Raw genomic sequence first — 19,501 nt, 5'->3', positions numbered from 1 at the left:
GGTATGCGCAAGTTTTTCGGAACCGATGGCATCCGCGGCCTGACCAACCAGATCCCGATGACGGTCGAGGTCGCGATGCGCGTCGGCATGGCGGCGGGCGCGCATTTCCTGCGCGGCGACCACAAGCATCGGGTGGTGATCGGCAAGGACACGCGGCTTTCGGGCTATATGCTTGAAAATGCGCTCGTCGCGGGGTTCACCAGCGTCGGCATGGACGTGGTGCAGGTGGGGCCGATGCCCACTCCCGCGATTGCGATGCTGACCCGGTCGATGCGCGCCGACCTCGGCGTGATGCTGTCGGCCAGCCACAATCCCTTTTACGATAACGGCATCAAGCTGTTCGGGCCCGATGGTTACAAGCTGTCCGACGCCGACGAGGCACAGATCGAGCTGTTGCTCGCGAGCGAACCGAAGCTCGCTGAACCCGCACAGATCGGCCGCGCGAAGCGCATCGACGATGCGCGCGGGCGCTATATCCATGCGGTGAAGCAGAGCCTGCCCGAATCGGTGCGGCTCGACGGGCTGAAGATCGTGCTAGATTGCGCCAATGGCGCCGCGTACAACAGCGCGCCGACGGTGTTCTGGGAACTCGGCGCCGATGTCGTCGCGATCGGGGTCACGCCGAACGGCATCAACATCAACGACAAATGCGGATCGACCGCGCCCGGCCTGCTGCAGGAAACCGTCGTCGCGAGCGGCGCCGACATCGGCATCGCGCTCGATGGCGATGCCGACCGGCTGATCGTCGTCGACGAAAAGGGCGCGATCGTCGACGGCGACCAGATCATGGCGCTGATCGGCGCGAGCTGGGCGCGGCAGGGGCGGCTGAAGGGCGGCGGGGTCGTCGCGACGGTGATGTCGAACCTCGGGCTCGAACGGTTTCTCGAAGGCCAGGGGCTGACGCTCGAGCGGACCAAGGTCGGCGACCGTTATGTGCTCGAACGCATGAAGAGCGGCGGGTTCAACGTCGGCGGCGAACAGTCGGGGCATATGATCTTGTCCGACCATGCGACGACCGGCGACGGCACGCTGGCGGGGCTTCAGGTGCTCGCCGAACTCGTCGCGTCGGGCAAGCCCGCGAGCGAATTGCTCCACCAGTTCGATGCGGTGCCGCAGCTTTTGAAGAATGTCCGCTTCGCGGGCGGTGCGCCGCTTGACGATGCCCATGTCAAAGCCGCGATCGCCGACGGCGAAGCCGCGCTCGCCGGGCGCGGGCGCCTCGTCATCCGCGCCTCGGGCACCGAACCCCTCATCCGCGTCATGGCCGAAGGCGATGACGCATCCCAGGTAGAAAGCGTCGTCGACAGTATCTGCGACGCAGTCAGAAAGGCAGTAAGTTAATGTTGGAAATGCGACCCGATTGCGAAAAGTGCGGCAAGGACCTGCCCGCGAACATGCACGGCGCCTTCATCTGTTCGATGGAATGTACCTTTTGCGCCAATTGTGCCGACCGGTTGGACGAGCAATGCCCCAACTGCGGCGGCGACCTGCTCGACCGGCCGTTGCGCGAGGGCGCGATCCTCGCGAAATATCCGGGCTCGACGGTGCGGAAGTACAAGGTTTGACCGCACGCGTCCTGATCATCGCCGGCTCCGACAGCGGGGGCGGCGCGGGGATTCAGGCCGATATCAAGACGGTCACGATGCTCGGCGGCCATGCGATGACCGCGATCACCGCGATCACCGCGCAGAACACGCTGGGGGTCGAGGGCGTCCATGCCATCCCGACCGAGATGGTGGTGCAGCAGATGCGCTGCGTTGCCGAGGACATCGGGGTCGATGCGGTCAAGATCGGGATGCTCGGCAGCGCCGACACCGCGATGGCGGTCGCCGAGGAACTGATCTCGGGCGTTTATGGCGAATCCTTCGTCTTCGATCCGGTGATGGTCGCGACCAGCGGCGCGATGCTCGCCGATCCCAAGACGATCGACGCGATGGAACTGCTCGCGAATCTGAGCACCGTCGTGACGCCGAACTGGCCCGAGCTCGCCGCGCTGCGCGGATGTGCGGCGATCACCGCCGACACGGTCGAGGCCGAAGCGGTCGCCTATGCGCAAAAGGTCGAGGCCGCAGTGCTTGCCAAGGGCGGCCATGGCGGGGGCGAGACGGTCATCGACCGGCTGGTCACCGGGCATGGCACGATCGCGTTGTGGGAAGCGCCGCGGATCGACACCCGCAGCACCCACGGCACCGGCTGCACGCTGGCGAGCGCGATCGCAACCGGGCTGGCGCAGGGCATGCCGCTCGAACCCGCGGTCGCGCGCGCGCGCGACTTTGTGCGGCTGGCGCTGCTCGACGCGCCGGGGCTGGGGCAGGGGCACGGCCCGATGGGGCAGCAACTGGTGCGCAACGACGGGCTGTTCACCGGCCCGGCGCTCAACCAGATCACCCTGCCGGCGAAGGATTATGCGGCGTCGGTTGCTTTTTACAAACAGATGGGTCTGACGCAGATCGTCGACAGCCCGGACAATGGCTATGCGCGTTTCGAGGCGATCAACGGGGTAACCTTGTCGATCCACGTCGGCGACGGCGAAGCAGGCGGCGCGACGACCTATCTGGAAAGCGGCGCGCTCGATGCCTGGGTCGCCTATCTGGCGCGGCGCGGGGTGCAGTTCGAGCAGATGCCGGCCGACGAGGAATGGGGCTGGCGCGAGGCGCGGCTGAGCGATCCGGCGGGGAACCGGCTGTGCCTGTACCAGGCGGGCGAATATCGGAGATATCCGCCGTGGCGGGTGTGATCGTCGGCGTCGACGAAGCCGGGCGCGGACCGCTCGCCGGCCCCGTCGTCGCGGCCGCGGTGTTGCTCTGCGACGGCGGCATCGCCGGCCTCGACGACAGCAAGAAACTCAGCGCCAAACGTCGCGCCGCACTCGAGATCGAGATCAGGGCACGCTGCCGCTGGGGCATCGGCGAGGCGAGCGTCGAGGAAATCGACCGCATCAACATCCTGCAGGCGACCTTCCTCGCCATGACCCGCGCGGTCGAGGCGCTGGGGATCGAACCCGCCGAGGTGCTCGTCGACGGCAACCGCCTGCCGCGCTGGCGCTACACCGCGCGCGCGATCATCGGCGGCGACGCGACGCATCCTTGCATCTCGGCCGCCAGTATCCTCGCCAAGGAACATCGCGACCGCTTCATGATCGCGGCGGCGCGCGACTTCCCCGGCTTTGGCTGGGAAACCAACATGGGTTATGGTACCGCCCGTCATCTCGCGGCGCTGCGTCAGCATGGTCCCACGCCGCTCCATCGGACCAGTTTTGCCCCGGTCGCTCAATTGCAGCTGGTCTGACCGCAAATCCGTAAAGGGGAGACGGCGATGAGCAAGGGTTTCACGGCCGACGACGTCGGCGCGCAAACGGGCCGAAGCTTCCTTGTCACCGGTGCCAATGCCGGGCTGGGTTTCGAGGTGTCGCGGGTGCTGGCAGCGCGCGGCGCGCATGTCATCCTCGCCTGCCGCGACGCGGGCAAGGCGGCGGCGGCGATCGATCGCATCCGCGCCGACGTGCCGGCGGCCGAATTGTCGTTCCAGCCGCTCGATCTCGCCGATCTCGACCAGGTGCGCGAGGCGGCGAAAGCGGTGCTGGCGGGACCGCGGATCGACGTGCTGGTCAACAATGCCGGGGTGATGATCCCGCCCAAGACGCTGACCAAACAGGGGTTTGAGCTGCAGTTCGGGGTCAACCACCTCGGCACTTTCGCGTTGACGGGACTGATCCACCCCCATGTCGACGACCGTATCGTCATCACCGGCAGCATCGCGCACAAGGGCGGCGAAATCGATTTCAGCGACCTCTCGGCGAGCCGGAGCTATCACAACTGGCAACGCTATCAGGCGAGCAAGCTCGCGAACCTGCTCCATATGTTCGAACTCGACCGGCGGCTGAGCGCCGCGGGGCGCTCGACGCAGGCGATCGGGTGTCATCCCGGGGTCGCGCTGACCGAGTTGACGCGGCATTTGCCGTTGCCGCTGCGCACGATGACACCGCTGGCGGCGCCCTTCTTCAACAGCGCCGCGCAGGGCGCCTGGCCGACCCTGCAGGCGGCGACCGGCGCGCATGTCCAGGGCGGGGATTATCTCGGGCCGCAGGGGCTGGGCGAGATATCGGGACGCTCGGGTCCGGCGCGTGCGACGCGCACCGCGCGCGATCCGAAGCTGGCGCGCGAGTTATGGGAGCGGTCGGTGGATCTGACCGGGGTCGATCCGGGGATATAGGCGGCCAAGACCGCGCGGAATGGGGGAGATGCGATGGGCCAGCATATGATGGGCGAGGGGCCGCTGCACGATGATGCGGGACGGCTGATCGATCCCGGCTATGCCACGCGCGAGGTGCGCTGGTACGATCGTGCCGCGATCGGCGCCGAAGCGGTGCGGATCAAGGAATGGGACTATTATTGCGTCATGAACGCCGATCTGGCGCTGGCGCTGACTGTCGCGGACAACGCCTATGCCGGCTTTCTGGGGGTGTCGTGGATGGATTTGCGGGCCGGGAGCTTCGTCAATCATGGCGTGCTGATCCCCGAACCGATGGGGCGCATGGCCTTGCCGGCCAGCGCCGATTACGGCGATATCGTGGAGGCGGCGGACGGGATGGAACTGGCGTTCCGACACGAGGCCGGAGGGCGCCGGCTGACCGTCCACGCGCCGGGCTTCGCCGATGGACGCGGATTGTCGGGCGAGATCTGGCTCGACCAGCCCGCGATGGACCGGATGGTGATCGCGACCCCCTTCGCCGACGATCCGCATGCCTTTTACTATAATCAGAAGATCAACTGCATGCCGGCGCGAGGGCGCGTTAAGATCGGCAGAGAATCTCATGATTTCCTGTCCGAAAATGCGTTTTCGGTGCTCGATTGGGGGCGCGGCGTCTGGACCTATGACAATGTCTGGTACTGGGGGTCGGCATCGGGGCTGGTCGACGGTCGGCGCTTCGGTTTCAACATCGGCTATGGTTTCGGCGACACCTCGGCGGCGAGCGAGAATATGCTCTTCATCGACGGCCGCGCGCACAAGCTCGACCAAGTCGATTTCCACATGCCCGAAGGCCCGCCCGACAGCGGAAACTGGCGCTTTTCGAGCAATGACGGACGGTTCGAACTCGACTTCGCTCCCGCCGTCAATCGCTGGGCCAAGGTCGACGCCGGGATGGTCCGGACTGAGCAGGATCAGGTCTTCGGCTGGTTTTCGGGGCGCGTGATCCTCGACGACGGCACCGCGATGACCGTTCGCGACCTGCCGGGCTTCGCCGAGAAGGTCTGGAACCGCTGGTAGCAGCCAGCGCCCAGGTTGACCCGTCAATCCTCCCTGTCGCGTAGCGATGGGGAGGGGGACCGCCGCGAAGCGGTGGTGGAGGGGCCGCGACGTTACGCTATAGCCCCTCCGTCAGCGCTCCGCGCTGCCACCTCCCCATGGCTTCGCCACGGGGAGGATCGAATTTGAGATTTTTTTCGGCACTGAGTCCTCTTCGCCACACCACCACCCGTTGAGTCTCCGATTCGGCCGAGACTCCATATGGTGTGTGGGACTCGTTTCGTTCCCCTGGCGTTAACCTTTATGACACCCGGAATCCTTAGAATCCCGGGCTTGACGGCGGACTCCGCCGGACTCATCAGGGCCTTCTTTTCATGCGGGACAGGGGCGAAACATGGGTGTGATGGAACGGGTGAAGGCACCCGCGGTGAAGCAGCGCGCGGCAAAAACGGTGCCGGTCGACCTGCCGCTCGACAGCATCCTGCAGGGCGATTGCGTCGAAATGATGCGCCGCCTGCCCGCGGCGTCGGTCGACATGATCTTCGCCGACCCGCCGTATAATCTTCAGCTTGGCGGCGACCTGCATCGCCCCGACGGCAGCCAGGTCGACGCGGTCAACGACGAATGGGACAAGTTCGACAGCCTCGCGACCTATGATCGCTTCACCCACGCCTGGCTCGCCGAGGCGAAGCGCATCCTGAAACCCGGCGGCAGCATCTGGGTGATCGGCAGCTATCACAATATCTTCCGCGTCGGCGCCGCGCTGCAGGATCGCGGTTACTGGATCCTCAACGACGTCGTGTGGCGCAAGGCGAACCCGATGCCCAATTTCAAGGGCACGCGTTTCACCAACGCGCACGAGACGCTGATCTGGGCGTCGATGGGCGAGAAGGCGAAATATACCTTCAACTATCGCGCGATGAAGACGCTCAACGACGAATTGCAGATGCGCAGCGACTGGCTGATCCCGATCTGCGCGGGGCAGGAGCGGCTGAAGAAGGGCGGGCACAAGGTCCATCCGACCCAGAAGCCCGAGGCGCTGCTTTACCGGATTCTGCTCGCCTGTTCGAACCCTGGCGACGTGATCCTCGATCCCTTTTTCGGGACCGGCACGACGGGCGCGGTCGCGAAGCGCCTCGGCCGCCATTATATCGGGATCGAGCGCGAGGATGATTATATCGCCGCGGCGAAGGAGCGCATCGAAATGGCGCTGCCGCTCGACGAGAGCGCGGTGAAGACGATGATGGCGCCGAAAGCGGCGACGCGCGTCGCCTTTGGCACGCTGGTCGAATGCGGCCTGATCGCGCCGGGGTCGGTGCTGACCGACAGCAAGCGGCGCTGGAAAGCGACCGTGCGCGTCGACGGCAGCCTCGATTGCGCCGGCCAGCCTGCGGGGTCGATCCACAAGGTCGGCGCCGGGGTCCAAGGCGCTCCGAGTTGCAACGGCTGGACCTTCTGGCATGTCGACGACGGCAAGCAATTGCGGGTGATCGATGCGGTGCGGCAGGACTGGCTGCTGGCCAACGAGGCGTAGCATCACGGTGTCATTGCGAGGAGCCGAAGGCGACGAAGCAATCTCCAGCCATCGGTGTCGCGCAACGTCGATGGCTGGAGATTGCTTCGCTTCGCTCGCAATGACGGATAGGGAAGAGGCATGTTCCAACCACTGACCAAGCCCGACCTCGGCAACGCATCATCCGATGCGCGGCTCTATTGCCGCCCGGCCTGCTTTGTCGACCGCCCGCATGAACTCGACGACGCCTGCCTTCGTGTCGCCGACTCCATGGTCTGGTTCGCCGCCTGGCACATCAGCCTGCGCGATGGGGGCGTCGTCAAATCGGCGATCGTCACGGTTCCCGAATTCGCTGATTGGGTCGCGGCGATGCCTGATCACCTCGTCGCCATGGCCGCCGCCCAGCGCGCCGGCGTGCTGCGTCCGCGCGGGGCGCTGCAGCTTGGCGAACGCATCGTGCGGCTGAATGAACCGCAGCTGATGGGCATCCTCAACATCACCCCCGACAGCTTTTCCGACGGCGGTAAACATGTCGACAGCGCCGCGGCGATCGACGCGGGCTTCGCGATGGCGTCGGCAGGCGCGGCGATCATCGACGTCGGCGGGGAGTCGACCCGGCCCGGTGCGCCGCTCGTCTGGGAAGGCGACGAGATCGAGCGCGTGCAGGCGACCGTCGCGGGACTGGCGAAAGGCGGGGTCGCGGTGTCGATCGACACGCGCAAGGCGGCGGTGATGGAGGCGGCGCTCGCCGCCGGCGCGACGATCGTCAACGATGTGTCGGCGCTGCGTTACGATGACCGCGCGATGGAGGTCGTCGTCAAGGCGGGCTGCCCGGTCGTGCTGATGCACGCGCCCGCGGCGAAGAGCGACCCGCATGAAGGCGGCGATTACGGCCATGTCTTGTTCGACGTCTATGACCTGCTCGCCGAGCGCGTCGCGGCATGCATCGCGGCGGGGGTCGACCCCGCGAAGATCATCGTCGATCCGGGACTCGGTTTCGGCAAGGGCATCGGCGACAATCTGGCGCTGATCAACGGCCTCGCGCTGTTTCACAGCCTCGGTTGTTCGATATTGTTCGGCGCGAGCCGCAAGCGGATGATCGGCGCGCTCGACAATGAAGCGCCCGCCGACCAGCGGCTCGGCGGCACGGTGGCGCTGCATTATCAGGCGGCGACGCAGGGCGCGCAATTGCTGCGCGTTCACGACATCGCCGAGAACCGGCAGGCGCTGCGCATATGGCGCGGGCTCAGGGATGCCGCGCTGACCGCCTGAGCGCCACGGCGCGCCGCATCGTGCGCAACCCAATCCTCTTCCCGTGCGTCTCTTTTGTGAAGCTCCCCCGTTCTGGCGGCGCTATTCCCAAGGAGATTTTTATGCAGCTGCCCCATGGCGCGCATGTCGCCGTCGCAGACGGCGAACGGTTTGTCCTGTTCCGCAACGATGGCGACGCCGCCATCATTAACCTCGTCGATGCTGTGAGCCCCGAGGTCGAAACCTCCAACCGCAGCGGCGCCAGCCCCGAGGTCCGCGATCTGGACGAACGCGGCCACGCGGCGGGCGTTGCGGCATTGCTCAACAAGCGTGTGCTCGACAATGATATCGAAAAATTGCTGATCGTTGCCGACCCGCATACGCTGGGAGTCATGCGCGGCCATTATCACGGCGAACTGGAAAAACGACTGATTGGTGAAATCGCCAAGACATTGACCAACGCCGACACCGCGCAGATCGAACAGGCGATTTCGGCGGCCTGAAGTCCTTCAGGCGGCGGTATCGATCCCGAGATCGCTGAGCTTGCGGTACAGCGTCGAGCGCCCGATCCCCAGCCTTCGTGCGACTTCGCTCATCCGGCCGCGATAGTGGCCGATCGCGAGACGGATCACGTCGGCCTCGATCTCCTCGAGCGGGCGGAGGTTGCCGTCGGGCAGGTAGAGGGTGACGCCGATCGCTTCGCCGTTGATCGCGACATCGCCCTGGCCAACCATGCTGCCGCCGGCGAGCGTCGCCTCGAGCGCCTGGAAATCGGCGCTGGTGAGCACGTCGGTGGTGCTGCCGACCGCAGCGCGGAACAGCACGTCCTGCAACTGGCGGACATTGCCCGGCCAGGCATAGGCGGCGAGCAGGCGCAGCGCGTCGTCGGTGACCCCGATCGGCCCCATGCCCGGCAAGCCGCCGATACGCGCGAGCAAATGGCGCGCGAGCGGGCCGACGTCGCCGCGGCGCTCCGAGAGCGAGGGCAGGGTGAACTGCGCGCTCGACAAGGCGTAGAACAGGTCTTCGCGGAAATGGCCGGCCTCGATCAGCTTGTCGAGCGGGCTGGCGCTGGTCGCGATGATGCGCACGTCGACGCTCTGGCGGATGCTGCCGCCGATCATCTGGACTTCGCCGGTGTTGAGGAATTCGACGAGCTTCGCCTGCGTCTCGAGCGGGATGCACTCGACATGGTCGATGATGATGCTGCCCGCGTCGGCCTGCACCAGCCGGCCGACCTGGCGGTCGAAGGCGCCCGGAAAGGCGCCGCGTTCGTGGCCGAACAGCCCCGATCCGATCAGCCCCGGCGACACCGCCGAGCAATCGACCATCACCAGCCCGCCGCGGGCGCGCGGGCTGGCGCTGTGGATCGCGCGGGCAAAGACTTCCTTGCCGGTGCCGGGCTTGCCGTTGATCATCACCGGCACGCGCGCGCGCGCCGCCTTGGCGGCGATCGCGAGCGCGCTGCGGAAATTGGGGCTCGACCCGATGATCTCCTCGAACGCCAGCGGCGCGCGCAGCTTTTCGGTGAGCGGGCGGAGCTCGGCTTGCGGGCCGCTTGTCGTGGTGATGCGGTCGAGCGCGTTGAGCAATCGGTCGGGGGCGATCGGTTTCTGGACAAAATCGCTTGCCCCGGCGCGCATCGCGCTGACCGCGACCTCGACCCCGTTGCGCATCGTGATGACGATCAGCGGTAGCGCGGGGCGCCAGCGGCGCAGTTCGGCGACGAATTCGGCCATATCCATGCCCGGCGTGCCCTGATCGACAAGCACGGCGTCGAGCGCCATGCCTTCCTGGGTGCCGAGCTTGGCGAGCGCGGTGTCGGTGTCGCCGGCGATCACGCTGCGCCAGCCGCCACGCGACACAAGCGCCGACAGGAAGCGCTGTTGCGCCGTTTCGCTGTCGACGATCATCACCATTCGGGTGTCGCGCGCGCTTGCCATCGGTGTGAATATGCCCCCATTGGGCGGCAGTTTTCTGCCACCTGTTCCGCGTCGAACCGCCGATCTACGCGAAAGGGGTAAAAGGGCGATTAAGCGCGTCGGGCTTTTGCGGCGGGCGACTTATCGCGAAACCATCTATTGAGCATCGCGGGAGGCATGGCTAAGACCGGCGCGAAGGCCGATTCCGGGCCGGGCGCGGCGCGCCCGCTCGGCGTCCGGCAGCGACAAAGGGGAAAAAGCCATGGCACAGCAGGAAATGAAGGCAGCGGAAGACACCTATTCGGGTTTCATCAGCCTGTTCAAGGTCGGGTCGATCATCACCGCGATCGTCGTCGTCCTCGTCGTCCTCCTGATCTCCTGACCGGACCGGCATGCGTATCGCTGTCCTGAAGGAACTCGCCGCCGGCGAGACCCGCGTCGCCGCCACTCCGGAAACCGTGAAGAAATTCATTGGCTTGGGTGCGGAACTTGCCGTCGAATCGGGAGCGGGTGACAGCGCGTCGATCGCCGATGCCGACTATAGCGCCGCGGGCGCGACGGTCGGATCGCGCGCCGATGTGCTGAAGGGCGCGAACATCGTCCTCGCCATCCAGGGACCCGATCCCAAGGGGCTGACGGGGATGGCCGACGGCGCCTGGCTGGCGGCGGGGCTCAACCCGTTCGGCGAGCGCGAGCGTGTCGATGCCTATGCCAAGCTCGGTATCGAGGCGCTGGCGATGGAGTTCATGCCGCGCATCACCCGCGCGCAGTCGATGGATATCCTGTCCAGCCAGGCGAATCTCGCGGGCTATAAGGCGGTCCTGATGGCGGCGAACGCCTATGGCCGTGCGTTTCCGATGATGATGACCGCGGCGGGCACCGTCAGCGCCGCCAAGGCGTTCGTGATGGGCGTCGGCGTTGCGGGGCTGCAGGCGATCGCGACCGCGCGCCGCCTGGGCGCGCAGGTCAGCGCGACCGACGTGCGTTCGGCGACCAAGGAACAGATCATGTCGCTCGGCGCCAAGCCGATCTTCGTCGAGGCCGTCGCCGGCATCGAGGGCGAGGGCGCGGGCGGCTATGCCACCGAAATGTCCGACGAATATAAGGCGGCGCAGGCCGAGCTGGTCTCGTCGCACATCGCCAAGCAGGACATCGTCATCACCACCGCGCTGATCCCGGGGCGCCCTGCGCCGCGGCTGATTTCGGACGCGCAACTCGCGACGATGCGCGCCGGCAGCGTGATCGTCGACATGGCGGCCGAAAGCGGCGGCAATGTCGAGGGTGCGGTCTCGGGCGAGGCGAGGAAGATCCACGGCGTCACGGTCATCGGCGCGAAGAATATCGCGGCGCTGATGCCCGCCGATACCAGCGCGCTGTTCAGCCGCAACCTCTTCAACTTCCTCTCGGCCTTCTGGGACAAGGAAGCGGGCAAGCCGGTGCTCGACGAGGAAATCGGCACCGCGGTGCGGCTGACGCAGGGCGGCAAGGTGGTGCACGAGCGTTTGCTGGGGTGATGCGGCGCTACGCGTGCGTCGCGACACTGGCGCTGGCGATTGCGACGTCTTCGGCGGATGCCAAAGAGGCCGACGCCGGGTCGATCCGTTATGGATTTGATACGTTGCTGGTCCCCGGGGACCCCGCTGAGCGGACGCACACGGTAGACAAGAAGGACGTCTGGTTCGTCGGCAAGGCCGTGCCCGCAGGCGCGGTCGTGCTTGATGCGCCGGTTGCCATTCCGAAAACCAAGGCGGTCCTCGAAAAGGGCCTGCCGCTGTCCATTGCGACGAGCAGTTATTTCATCGCGTGTCAGCAGGGTCTGTCGGTCACCGCCGGCCTTTTCGGCGGTGGCAAGGCGTCGGTTTGCCTGATCGATTACGACCGGGACGGTGTGCTCGATTCATGGTTCCGGAGCAGCGTCGCCACGATCTGGAGCGAATATCTCGGCAATATCCAGCGCGATGACATCTATCCTATCGGACCGATTGCGGCGACGCGCCTTACCCCTGAACAGGTCGACGACCTTGAGTCCTGGACGATGTATGCGCTGCGTTATGTCGGCGGCAGGCTGACCTATTGTATCGGCCTTGGCTATACTTGCCTGACCAACGGTCCGAAGATCGAGCCGATGGCGACCGAGCAGACGGTGGAGTTCGTAGGCGGCGAATATGGCTTCGCCCTTCTGGCCGACGGGCGATTGAACATCCGAATGATCCGCGATCCGCACAAGATGGTCTTCGTGCGCGGCGGTCTCGTAGCGCCGGCCCCTTGACCACGGGCAGCAAGGTTCGCTTCGCTTGCTAGGCCAAGCGTAGCCGGGCAATTTGTGCCGCCACGCGTCGCGTGACCCGCACTCCATTCGTCGCAAACGAGCGGCCCGCTGGAACGATCCTGTCGCCGTGGGAGTCATGCAGGGAGAGGGGACATCCCCCCGATCTCTGGAGATGATGTCATGAAAATCAGCTATCTGACGACGGCGGCCATGGTCGCCGCGCTCGGCCTTTCGGCTTGCAGCAAGACCGACGCGCCGCCCGCCACCGAAACCACGACCGTCGCCGAAGGCGACGCGGTGCCCGCCGATACCATGGCGCCGAGCACCAACCCGATGGTCGGCGGCGCCGAAATGTTCCCGACCAAGACGATCGTCGACAATGCGATCGCCTCGCCGATCCACAAGACGCTGGTCGCCGCGGTGACGCAGGCCGGACTGGTCGACACGCTGAAGGGCGCGGGTCCGTTCACCGTCTTCGCGCCGACTGACGACGCCTTTGCCAAGGTGCCGAAGGCGACGCTCGACGGCCTGATGCGTCCGGCGCAGAAAAGCGTGCTTGCCGACGTGCTGAAATATCATGTCGTCGCCGGCAAGCTGACCGCCGCCGATCTTGCCGCCAAGATTACCGCCGGCGGCGGCAAGGCGGTGCTCAAGACCGTCAACGGGCAGGATCTGACCGCGACGATGGCGGGCAATGTCATCACCCTGACCGGTGCCGACGGCAGCAAGGCGACGGTGACGCAGGCCGACGTCAACCAGTCGAACGGGGTGATCCATGTCGTCGACGGGGTGCTGACGCCGAAGATGTAGGCTTGAGGCGCCGACCGCGATGCCGACGAATCGGGCCCGCGATGCCGTCTGGACGGCGCCGCGGGCCTGTTTCTCTTGGCGGACTATCGCCAGCGAAGCACGGTTCGTGGGAAAATTGATAGAAAATGGCCGATTATGGCCTTTTCATGACAATGTTCTTGCTTAGGATGGGGCCGAGGGTTTGACCCCGTCCTTTCCTTATCCGGAGAAATGTCTGATGTTGCGTGCCAAGTTTCTTGTTGCCCCCCTTCTTGCCTTGACCACCGTGCTTGCCGTTCCTGCCCATGCCTGGGCCGACGAAGTGGCCGCCGAAGCCGCGCCCGACACGACCGTCGCGCAGGCCGCCGCCAACACCCCCGATCTGACGACGCTGGCGCAGGCGATTTCGGCCGCCGGACTTGGCGATACGCTCAACGGCGCCGGCCCCTACACCGTCTTTGCGCCGACCGACGCCGCTTTCGCCGCGGTTCCGCAGCCGATGACCGACTATCTGATGGCCCCCGCCAACAAATGGGCGCTGGAGCAGGTCCTGACCTATCATATCGTGCCCGGCGAGATCACCGCCGAGGATCTGTACAAGAAGATCAAGGCCGGTGGCGGCACCGCGAAGCTGACCACCGTCGCGGGCCAGGAGATCTCGTTCACCGAGGTTCAGGGCAATATCAAGGTCGACGGCACGCAGGGCAGCTCGGGCTACATCACCCGGTCAGACGTCGCGCAGTCGAACGGCATGGTCCATGTGCTGAACGGCGTGCTGATCCCGACGATCACGCCGCCCGCAGCGCCCGCAGCCGATGCCGCGGCGCCGGCGGAAGCGACCCCCGCGAGCTGATCGCCCGCGACATTTAATTGCCGCATGGGCCCGCAATCCGCCACCCGGCGATTGCGGGCCCGTCTTTTTGCGCGTCTTAGGAGTCGACAGGGTGGCGGCGGCGCGGCAAGAGGTGCGCTCGCGGAATCAGCAGGGGAGCTCGCCGTGGATTTCATCGGTATTTTTTCGATTTTCGTCCTGGCGTGCTTCGTCGGTTATTTCGTCGTCTGGTCGGTGACCCCGGCGCTGCACACGCCGTTGATGAGCGTGACCAACGCCATTTCGTCGGTGATCATCGTCGGCGCGCTGATCGCCAGCGCCGCCGCGGGCTCGGCGACGTCGAAATGGCTCGGACTCGCCGCGGTCGTGATGGCCAGCATCAACATCTTCGGCGGCTTCGCGGTCACCGCGCGCATGCTCGCGATGTACAAGAAGAAGGCGCGCTGAGATGGACATGCAATCGATCCTCTCCGCCGCGACCGGCGAACACGGCCTCGCCGTGAATCCCTGGGCCGCCGTCGCCTATCTGGTGTCGGGCGTGCTCTTCATCCTCGCGCTGCGCGGGCTTTCGAGCCCCGCGACCGCGCAAAGCGGCAACCGTTTCGGCATGGCCGGCATGCTCATCGCGGTCGTCACGACGCTGCTGACGCATGCGCCGGTCGATGCGGCGGGCGTGCTCGACAGCGTTAGCCTGATCGAAATCCTTGTCGCGATCGGGATCGGTGCCGTGATCGGTATCGTCATGGCGCGCCGCATCGCGATGACCGCGATGCCGCAGCTCGTCGCGGCGTTCCATAGCCTCGTCGGCCTGGCGGCGGTCGCGGTCGCGGCGGCGGCCTACCTCAACCCGCTCGCGTTCGGCATTGCCGATGCGGCGGGGCAGATCCATGTCGTCAGCCGCATCGAGATGGGGCTCGGCATCGCGATCGGTGCGATCACCTTCTCGGGCTCGGTCATCGCCTTCCTCAAGCTCAACGGCAATATGTCGGGTTCGCCGATCATGCTGCCCGGGCGGCATATCATCAACCTTGGCACGCTCGCCGCGATCGTCGGCCTGACCGCCTATTTCACGCAGGACCAGTCGCCTTGGGTGTTCTGGACGATCACCGGCCTTAGCTTCGCGATCGGTTTCCTGCTGATCATCCCGATCGGCGGCGCCGACATGCCCGTCGTGGTGTCGATGCTCAACAGCTATTCGGGTTGGGCAGCGGCGGCGATGGGCTTCACCCTCGGCAACACCGCGATGATCATCACCGGCGCGCTGGTGGGCTCGTCGGGCGCGATCCTGTCGTACATCATGTGCCGCGCGATGAACCGCAGCTTCATCAGCGTGATCGCAGGCGGTTTCGGCGGCGACGATGCCGCAGCAAGCTCGGGCGGGTCGAAGGAACAGCGCCCGTGGAAACCGGGCAGCGCCGAGGATGCGGCCTTCCTGATGAGCCAGGCCGAGAATGTCATCATCGTCCCCGGATACGGCATGGCGGTGGCGCAGGCGCAGCACGCGCTGCGCGAGATGGGCGACCAGCTCAAGAAGGAAGGCGTCAACGTCAAATATGCGATCCATCCGGTCGCGGGACGCATGCCGGGCCATATGAACGTGCTGCTGGCCGAGGCGAATGTGCCCTATGACGAAGTCTTCGAGCTCGAGGACATCAACGGCGAATTCGCGCAATGCGACGTCGCTTTCGTCATCGGCGCGAACGACGTGACCAACCCGGCGGCGAAGACCGACAAGACGTCGCCGATCTATGGCATGCCGATCCTCGATGTCGCCAATGCCAAGACCGTGCTGTTCGTGAAGCGCTCGATGGGCGGGGTCGGCTATGCCGGCGTCGACAACGACGTCTTCTATATGGACCAGACGATGATGCTGCTCGGCGATGCCAAGAAGATGGCCGACGACATCGTCAAGGCGCTGAGCGGCAGCGGGCACTAGACAAGAATCGTCGCCCCTGCGAAGCAGGGGCCGCTATGACGGCAGCTCCAGACTGCCAGCGGCCCCCGCCTACGCGGGGGCGACGTGTTTTAGAGGGACCTTATGCGCAAAATCGGCCTGATCGGCGGCATCAGCTGGGCATCGACCGAGCTCTATTACCGCCACCTCAACAAGGGCGTGCAGAAGCGCCTCGGCACCGCCTGTTCGGCACCGATCATCCTCGAAAGCCTCAACTATTGCGAGCTGTCGCGGCTGACGACGCCCGAGCAATGGGACCATGCGAAGTTCGTGCTGATCTCCTCGGCGCTGCGGCTCCAGGCCGCGGGCGCGACCGCGCTGATGATCGCGGCCAATTCGATGCACCGGATCGCCAAGGATATCGAGGGCGCGCTGTCGATTCCGCTGATTCATATCGTCGATGAGACGGGCGAGAAATTAAAGGCCGACGGAATCAAGTCTGCGGCGGTCATCGGCACCCGCAATGTGATGACCGAGCCATGGTTCCGCCAGAATCTGGTGCGCTACGGACTGACACTCGCGCCCTATGATGCCGAACGCGCCGAGGCGATCGACAACATCATCTATGACGAGCTGATGCAGGGCAAGGTCACCGAAAATTCGCGCCGCACGATGAAGACCTTCATCACCGACATCGCGAAACAGGATGTCCAGGCGCTGGTACTCGCCAGCACCGAACTGGTGATGCTCGTCGATCCCGACGCCAATGTGCTGCCGGTCTATGACACCACGCGCATCCATGTCGCGGCAGGGGTGGACTGGATTTTGGGGGATACGCCCTGAACTGATCCTCCCTGTGGCGAAGCCATGGGGAGGGGGACCGTTCGCGAAGCGAATGGTAGAGGGGCCGCGGCGCCGCACCGACGCCTGACGGCGTCGGCCCCTCCGTCAGCGCTTCGCGCTGCCACCTCCCCATGGCTTCGCCACAGGGAGGATCGAGTAACTACCCCATCTTCGTCCAGGTCACCGTCCTGCAAAAGACGCTGACGCAGCCCTTCATCGTCATCTTGCCGCCCTTCGCGGTGAGATGTGCCTTATAATAGCGGCCGTCCTCAGGGCTGTAGCCTTGGCCCTTCCACGCATTGCCGTCGGCGGCGAGGTCCCAGTAGATTTGCAGACCCGATACCTGGCGCGCGCGCTTCGCCTTGTCGGGATTGCGTTCGTCGCGCTGGCCGCCGGCGGGCTGGGCGATCAGCAATTTGTGGACCTTGCCGCACAGCTTGGCGCCGCAGGCATAGATGTCGACGATCGCCTTGCCGTCGTCGGTGGCCCAGCGGCCGGTAATCGATTGCGGCGCAACCGCCGACGCCGGCGATGCGGCGACGAACACGGCGGTCGCCGCGATGATAAGATGCTTCAATTTCTTCTCCCCGGTGCGGGCGGGGTTGCGACCCTGACCCTAGCTACATCCATGTCAGCAACATGGCTTGGCATGCGCGCAGTCTTGCACCATGCTGGCAAAAAACAAGGGAGAGTCTGATGCGATTCCATTATTTGGCCTTGCCGCTGGTTGCCGCGCTGATGGTCGCGGTGCCGACACAGGCCAGGACGATCAAGATCGAAGCGGGCGCCGCCGACGCGAACGAGAAACTCCAGGAAGCGCTGATCGTTGCGCAGCCCGGCGATGTCGTCGAACTCGGCGCGGGAACTTGGCATCTGACCGATGGCCTGTCGCTCGACGTGGCGAACGTCACGATCCGCGGCGCGGGGACGGGCGAGGGCGGATCGATCCTCGACTTCACGGGCCAGCAGGGCGCGGGCGAGGGGCTGCTCGTCACCAGCGACGATGTTTTTCTTACCAATTTTGCTGTGCTCAACAGCAAGGGCGACGGGATCAAGTCGAAGGGCGCCGACCGCATCGTCTATCACAAGCTGCGCGTCGAATGGACCGCGGGACCAAAGGAAACCAACGGCGCCTATGGCATCTATCCGGTCGAAAGCAGCGATGTACTGATCGACAGCGTCTACGTCCGCGGCGCGTCGGACGCGGGCATCTATGTCGGCCAGTCGAAGAATATCGTCGTCCGCGATTCGATCGCGACCGAGAATGTCGCGGGGATCGAGATCGAAAACAGCTACGACGCCGACGTCCACGACAATATCGCAACGAAGAACACCGGCGGTATATTGGTGTTCGACCTGCCCAGTCTGCCGATGCAGGGCGGGCACAACGTCCGCGTGTTCGACAATGACGTGAAGGACAACAGCACGCCCAATTTCGCGCCGAAGGGTAATATCGTCGCGAGCGTTCCGACCGGAACCGGTGTGCTGATCATGGCGAACCGCCATGTCGAGATTTTCGACAACGACTTCGATCAGAACGGCACCGCGAACGTCATGATCGTCGGCTATCGCTACGAGCATAAGGACCCGAAATACCAGCCGCTGCCGCGTCAGATCGTCGTGCGCGACAATGTGCATGGCAAGGCGGGCTATGCCCCGGCGTTCGACGGCGGGGCGCAGATCGCGGCGGCCTTCGGCGGCGCAATCCCGCCCGTCCTGTGGGACGGCGCGGGCGAGGATGTGATCGTGCTCGACAAGGTCGGGGTGCTGTCGCTCGGCCTGCCCGACGTCGCGACGCCGCGTGACCAGGCGAAGCCCGCGCCCGCGGACCTGTCGAAGGGCACGCCGCCCGCGGCACTGCCGGGGATCACGCTGCCTGAAGCGATGGAGGCGAAGGTCAAGTGAAGCGCGTTTTCGCCGCGCTGGCGGCGGCATTGCTGTGCGCGAGTGGCAGTTCGGCGGTTGTTATCCCGGTGCCCGAACCCGATCAGTCGCTGATCGAGGGCAGCGTCCTGCCGCCCAAATTGTCGGCGTTCCGGCTGTTCTGGCCGGACTCGTCGCAGCCGCTCGAATCGTTGACGCCCTATACGCTGCGCACCGCGCTGTTCTCGGACTATACCGAGAAGCACCGGATGTTCTGGATTCCGAAAGGCCGGAAAGCCTCGGTCGCCGCCGATGGCGGCATCGCTTTTCCGGTCGGCAGCATCATCGTCAAAAGCTTTGGCTGGCCCGACGTCAATGGCGGACGCCCGGTCGAGACGCGGCTGCTGATCCATCGCGCCGAAGGCTGGGTCGCGCTCCCCTATATCTGGGATGCCGACGGCAAGGATGCGACGCTGGCGCTGGGCGGGCGCCGCGTGGCGGTAAGCTTTAAGAGTCCCGACGGCGAAACACATGACATCCGCTACGCGGTGCCGAACAAGAACCAGTGCAAGGAATGCCACAGCCTGTCGGGCGAGATCGTGCCGATCGGACCCAAGGCGCGGAATTTTATACTGCCGGCGGGCGCGACCGACTATTGGCGTGGTATCACCTTCGACAAGCCTGCGGCGCTGAAACCGACGATGCCGCAATGGGACGACCCCAAATCGGGCAGCGTCGCGGACCGCGCGCGCGCCTATCTCGACGTCAATTGCGCGCATTGCCACAATCCGGCGGGCAGCGCGTCGAACAGCGGGCTGTTTCTGCGCTGGACCGACGATCCGACGACGGTCAATTACGGCGTCGGCAAGCGCCCGACCGCGGCGGGGCGCGGCAGCGGCGGCATGGATTTCGCGATCGCGCCGGGCGATCCCGACCACAGCTATATGATCTATCGCCTCGAAAGCACCGACGCCGGCATCGCGATGCCCGAAGTCGGACGCTCGACGGTGCACAAGGAGGGCGCGGCCCTGCTGCGGCAATGGATTGCGGAGATGCCGAAAGCATCGCATTAGACGCG

The 19,501-nt window shown here is 65.5% G+C and carries 21 protein-coding genes; 19 read left to right on the top strand and 2 right to left on the bottom strand.

Going from position 1 to position 19,501, the window contains the following annotated elements; all coding sequences use genetic code 11:
• Positions 1 to 3 precede the first annotated feature (3 nt).
• The 9 genes from glmM to AC3WS4_RS14985 all read left to right on the top strand — a co-directional run bounded on the left by glmM (position 4) and on the right by AC3WS4_RS14985 (position 8,514).
• Positions 4 to 1,341 (top strand): phosphoglucosamine mutase, encoded by a 1,338-nt coding sequence (gene glmM, locus AC3WS4_RS15025; protein ID WP_492739466.1) that lies wholly within the window; start codon positions 4 to 6, stop codon positions 1,339 to 1,341.
• Entirely contained in the window at positions 1,341 to 1,565 is a 225-nt protein-coding gene (locus AC3WS4_RS15020) for a DUF1272 domain-containing protein (RefSeq protein ID WP_194952849.1), read from the top strand. The genes glmM and AC3WS4_RS15020 overlap by 1 nt, the downstream gene beginning before the upstream one ends.
• On the top strand, positions 1,562 to 2,737 hold the full coding sequence (thiD, locus tag AC3WS4_RS15015) for a bifunctional hydroxymethylpyrimidine kinase/phosphomethylpyrimidine kinase (protein WP_492739467.1): 1,176 nt from the start codon (positions 1,562 to 1,564) through the stop codon (positions 2,735 to 2,737). Before AC3WS4_RS15020 ends, thiD begins: the two co-directional genes overlap by 4 nt.
• On the top strand, positions 2,725 to 3,288 hold the full coding sequence (gene rnhB, locus AC3WS4_RS15010) for a ribonuclease HII (RefSeq protein WP_492739468.1): 564 nt from the start codon (positions 2,725 to 2,727) through the stop codon (positions 3,286 to 3,288). The genes thiD and rnhB overlap by 13 nt, the downstream gene beginning before the upstream one ends.
• A 27-nt stretch (positions 3,289 to 3,315) precedes the next feature.
• Positions 3,316 to 4,212, top strand: a complete 897-nt coding sequence (locus AC3WS4_RS15005; protein WP_492739469.1) for an oxidoreductase — start codon at positions 3,316 to 3,318, stop codon at positions 4,210 to 4,212.
• 33 nt (positions 4,213 to 4,245) lie between these two features.
• Positions 4,246 to 5,268 (top strand): DUF2804 domain-containing protein, encoded by a 1,023-nt coding sequence (locus AC3WS4_RS15000; protein WP_492739470.1) that lies wholly within the window; start codon positions 4,246 to 4,248, stop codon positions 5,266 to 5,268.
• A 373-nt stretch (positions 5,269 to 5,641) separates the two neighbouring features.
• Positions 5,642 to 6,781: a site-specific DNA-methyltransferase gene (locus AC3WS4_RS14995; RefSeq protein WP_492739471.1), complete on the top strand. Its 1,140-nt coding sequence runs from the start codon at positions 5,642 to 5,644 to the stop codon at positions 6,779 to 6,781.
• Between the two features lie 120 nt (positions 6,782 to 6,901).
• Positions 6,902 to 8,032: a dihydropteroate synthase gene (gene folP / locus AC3WS4_RS14990; RefSeq protein WP_492739472.1), complete on the top strand. Its 1,131-nt coding sequence runs from the start codon at positions 6,902 to 6,904 to the stop codon at positions 8,030 to 8,032.
• Positions 7,996 to 8,514: a host attachment family protein gene (locus AC3WS4_RS14985; protein ID WP_492739473.1), complete on the top strand. Its 519-nt coding sequence runs from the start codon at positions 7,996 to 7,998 to the stop codon at positions 8,512 to 8,514. The genes folP and AC3WS4_RS14985 overlap by 37 nt, the downstream gene beginning before the upstream one ends.
• Positions 8,515 to 8,520: 6 nt before the next feature.
• On the opposite strand, the gene AC3WS4_RS14980 is transcribed toward AC3WS4_RS14985, so the two are convergent.
• Positions 8,521 to 9,954, bottom strand: a complete 1,434-nt coding sequence (locus tag AC3WS4_RS14980) for a sigma-54-dependent transcriptional regulator (protein WP_492739474.1) — start codon at positions 9,952 to 9,954, stop codon at positions 8,521 to 8,523.
• Between the two features lie 241 nt (positions 9,955 to 10,195).
• Between AC3WS4_RS14980 and AC3WS4_RS14975 the strand changes: the two genes are divergently transcribed.
• The 8 genes from AC3WS4_RS14975 (at position 10,196) to AC3WS4_RS14940 (ending at position 16,560) form a co-directional block, all read left to right on the top strand.
• Positions 10,196 to 10,315, top strand: a complete 120-nt coding sequence (locus tag AC3WS4_RS14975) for an aa3-type cytochrome c oxidase subunit IV (protein WP_056350876.1) — start codon at positions 10,196 to 10,198, stop codon at positions 10,313 to 10,315.
• 10 nt (positions 10,316 to 10,325) lie between these two features.
• Positions 10,326 to 11,447, top strand: a complete 1,122-nt coding sequence (locus AC3WS4_RS14970) for an NAD(P) transhydrogenase subunit alpha (protein ID WP_492739475.1) — start codon at positions 10,326 to 10,328, stop codon at positions 11,445 to 11,447.
• Positions 11,447 to 12,202 carry a hypothetical protein gene (locus tag AC3WS4_RS14965; protein ID WP_492742859.1) on the top strand — a complete coding sequence of 252 codons (756 nt, stop codon included), beginning with the start codon at positions 11,447 to 11,449 and terminating at the stop codon, positions 12,200 to 12,202. The genes AC3WS4_RS14970 and AC3WS4_RS14965 overlap by 1 nt, the downstream gene beginning before the upstream one ends.
• Before the next feature lie 180 nt (positions 12,203 to 12,382).
• Positions 12,383 to 13,012 (top strand): fasciclin domain-containing protein, encoded by a 630-nt coding sequence (locus tag AC3WS4_RS14960; RefSeq protein ID WP_056350882.1) that lies wholly within the window; start codon positions 12,383 to 12,385, stop codon positions 13,010 to 13,012.
• A gap of 265 nt (positions 13,013 to 13,277) precedes the next feature.
• Positions 13,278 to 13,844, top strand: coding sequence for a fasciclin domain-containing protein (locus AC3WS4_RS14955; protein WP_492742892.1), 567 nt, complete (start codon positions 13,278 to 13,280; stop codon positions 13,842 to 13,844).
• Positions 13,845 to 13,988: 144 nt separating this feature from the next.
• Positions 13,989 to 14,270: a proton-translocating transhydrogenase family protein gene (locus AC3WS4_RS14950; protein ID WP_077146687.1), complete on the top strand. Its 282-nt coding sequence runs from the start codon at positions 13,989 to 13,991 to the stop codon at positions 14,268 to 14,270.
• A 7-nt stretch (positions 14,271 to 14,277) separates the two neighbouring features.
• On the top strand, positions 14,278 to 15,759 hold the full coding sequence (locus AC3WS4_RS14945; RefSeq protein WP_492739776.1) for an NAD(P)(+) transhydrogenase (Re/Si-specific) subunit beta: 1,482 nt from the start codon (positions 14,278 to 14,280) through the stop codon (positions 15,757 to 15,759).
• Positions 15,760 to 15,861: 102 nt separating this feature from the next.
• Positions 15,862 to 16,560, top strand: coding sequence for an aspartate/glutamate racemase family protein (locus tag AC3WS4_RS14940; RefSeq protein ID WP_492739478.1), 699 nt, complete (start codon positions 15,862 to 15,864; stop codon positions 16,558 to 16,560).
• Positions 16,561 to 16,720: 160 nt separating this feature from the next.
• Here AC3WS4_RS14940 and AC3WS4_RS14935 read toward each other — a convergent pair whose 3' ends face one another.
• Complete coding sequence (locus tag AC3WS4_RS14935) at positions 16,721 to 17,137, bottom strand: DUF2147 domain-containing protein (RefSeq protein ID WP_056350890.1); 417 nt, start codon at positions 17,135 to 17,137, stop codon at positions 16,721 to 16,723.
• 119 nt (positions 17,138 to 17,256) lie between these two features.
• Between AC3WS4_RS14935 and AC3WS4_RS14930 the strand changes: the two genes are divergently transcribed.
• Together AC3WS4_RS14930 and AC3WS4_RS14925 are read left to right on the top strand one after the other, a co-directional pair.
• Positions 17,257 to 18,465 carry a parallel beta-helix domain-containing protein gene (locus AC3WS4_RS14930; protein ID WP_492739479.1) on the top strand — a complete coding sequence of 403 codons (1,209 nt, stop codon included), beginning with the start codon at positions 17,257 to 17,259 and terminating at the stop codon, positions 18,463 to 18,465.
• Complete coding sequence (locus tag AC3WS4_RS14925; protein WP_492739480.1) at positions 18,462 to 19,496, top strand: SO2930 family diheme c-type cytochrome; 1,035 nt, start codon at positions 18,462 to 18,464, stop codon at positions 19,494 to 19,496. Before AC3WS4_RS14930 ends, AC3WS4_RS14925 begins: the two co-directional genes overlap by 4 nt.
• The last annotated feature ends 5 nt before the right edge of the window (positions 19,497 to 19,501 follow it).

The sequence above is a fragment of the Sphingopyxis sp. EU05-FHT14B03 genome (assembly GCF_058790875.1).
This window is presented reverse-complemented; position numbering and strand designations above follow the sequence as displayed.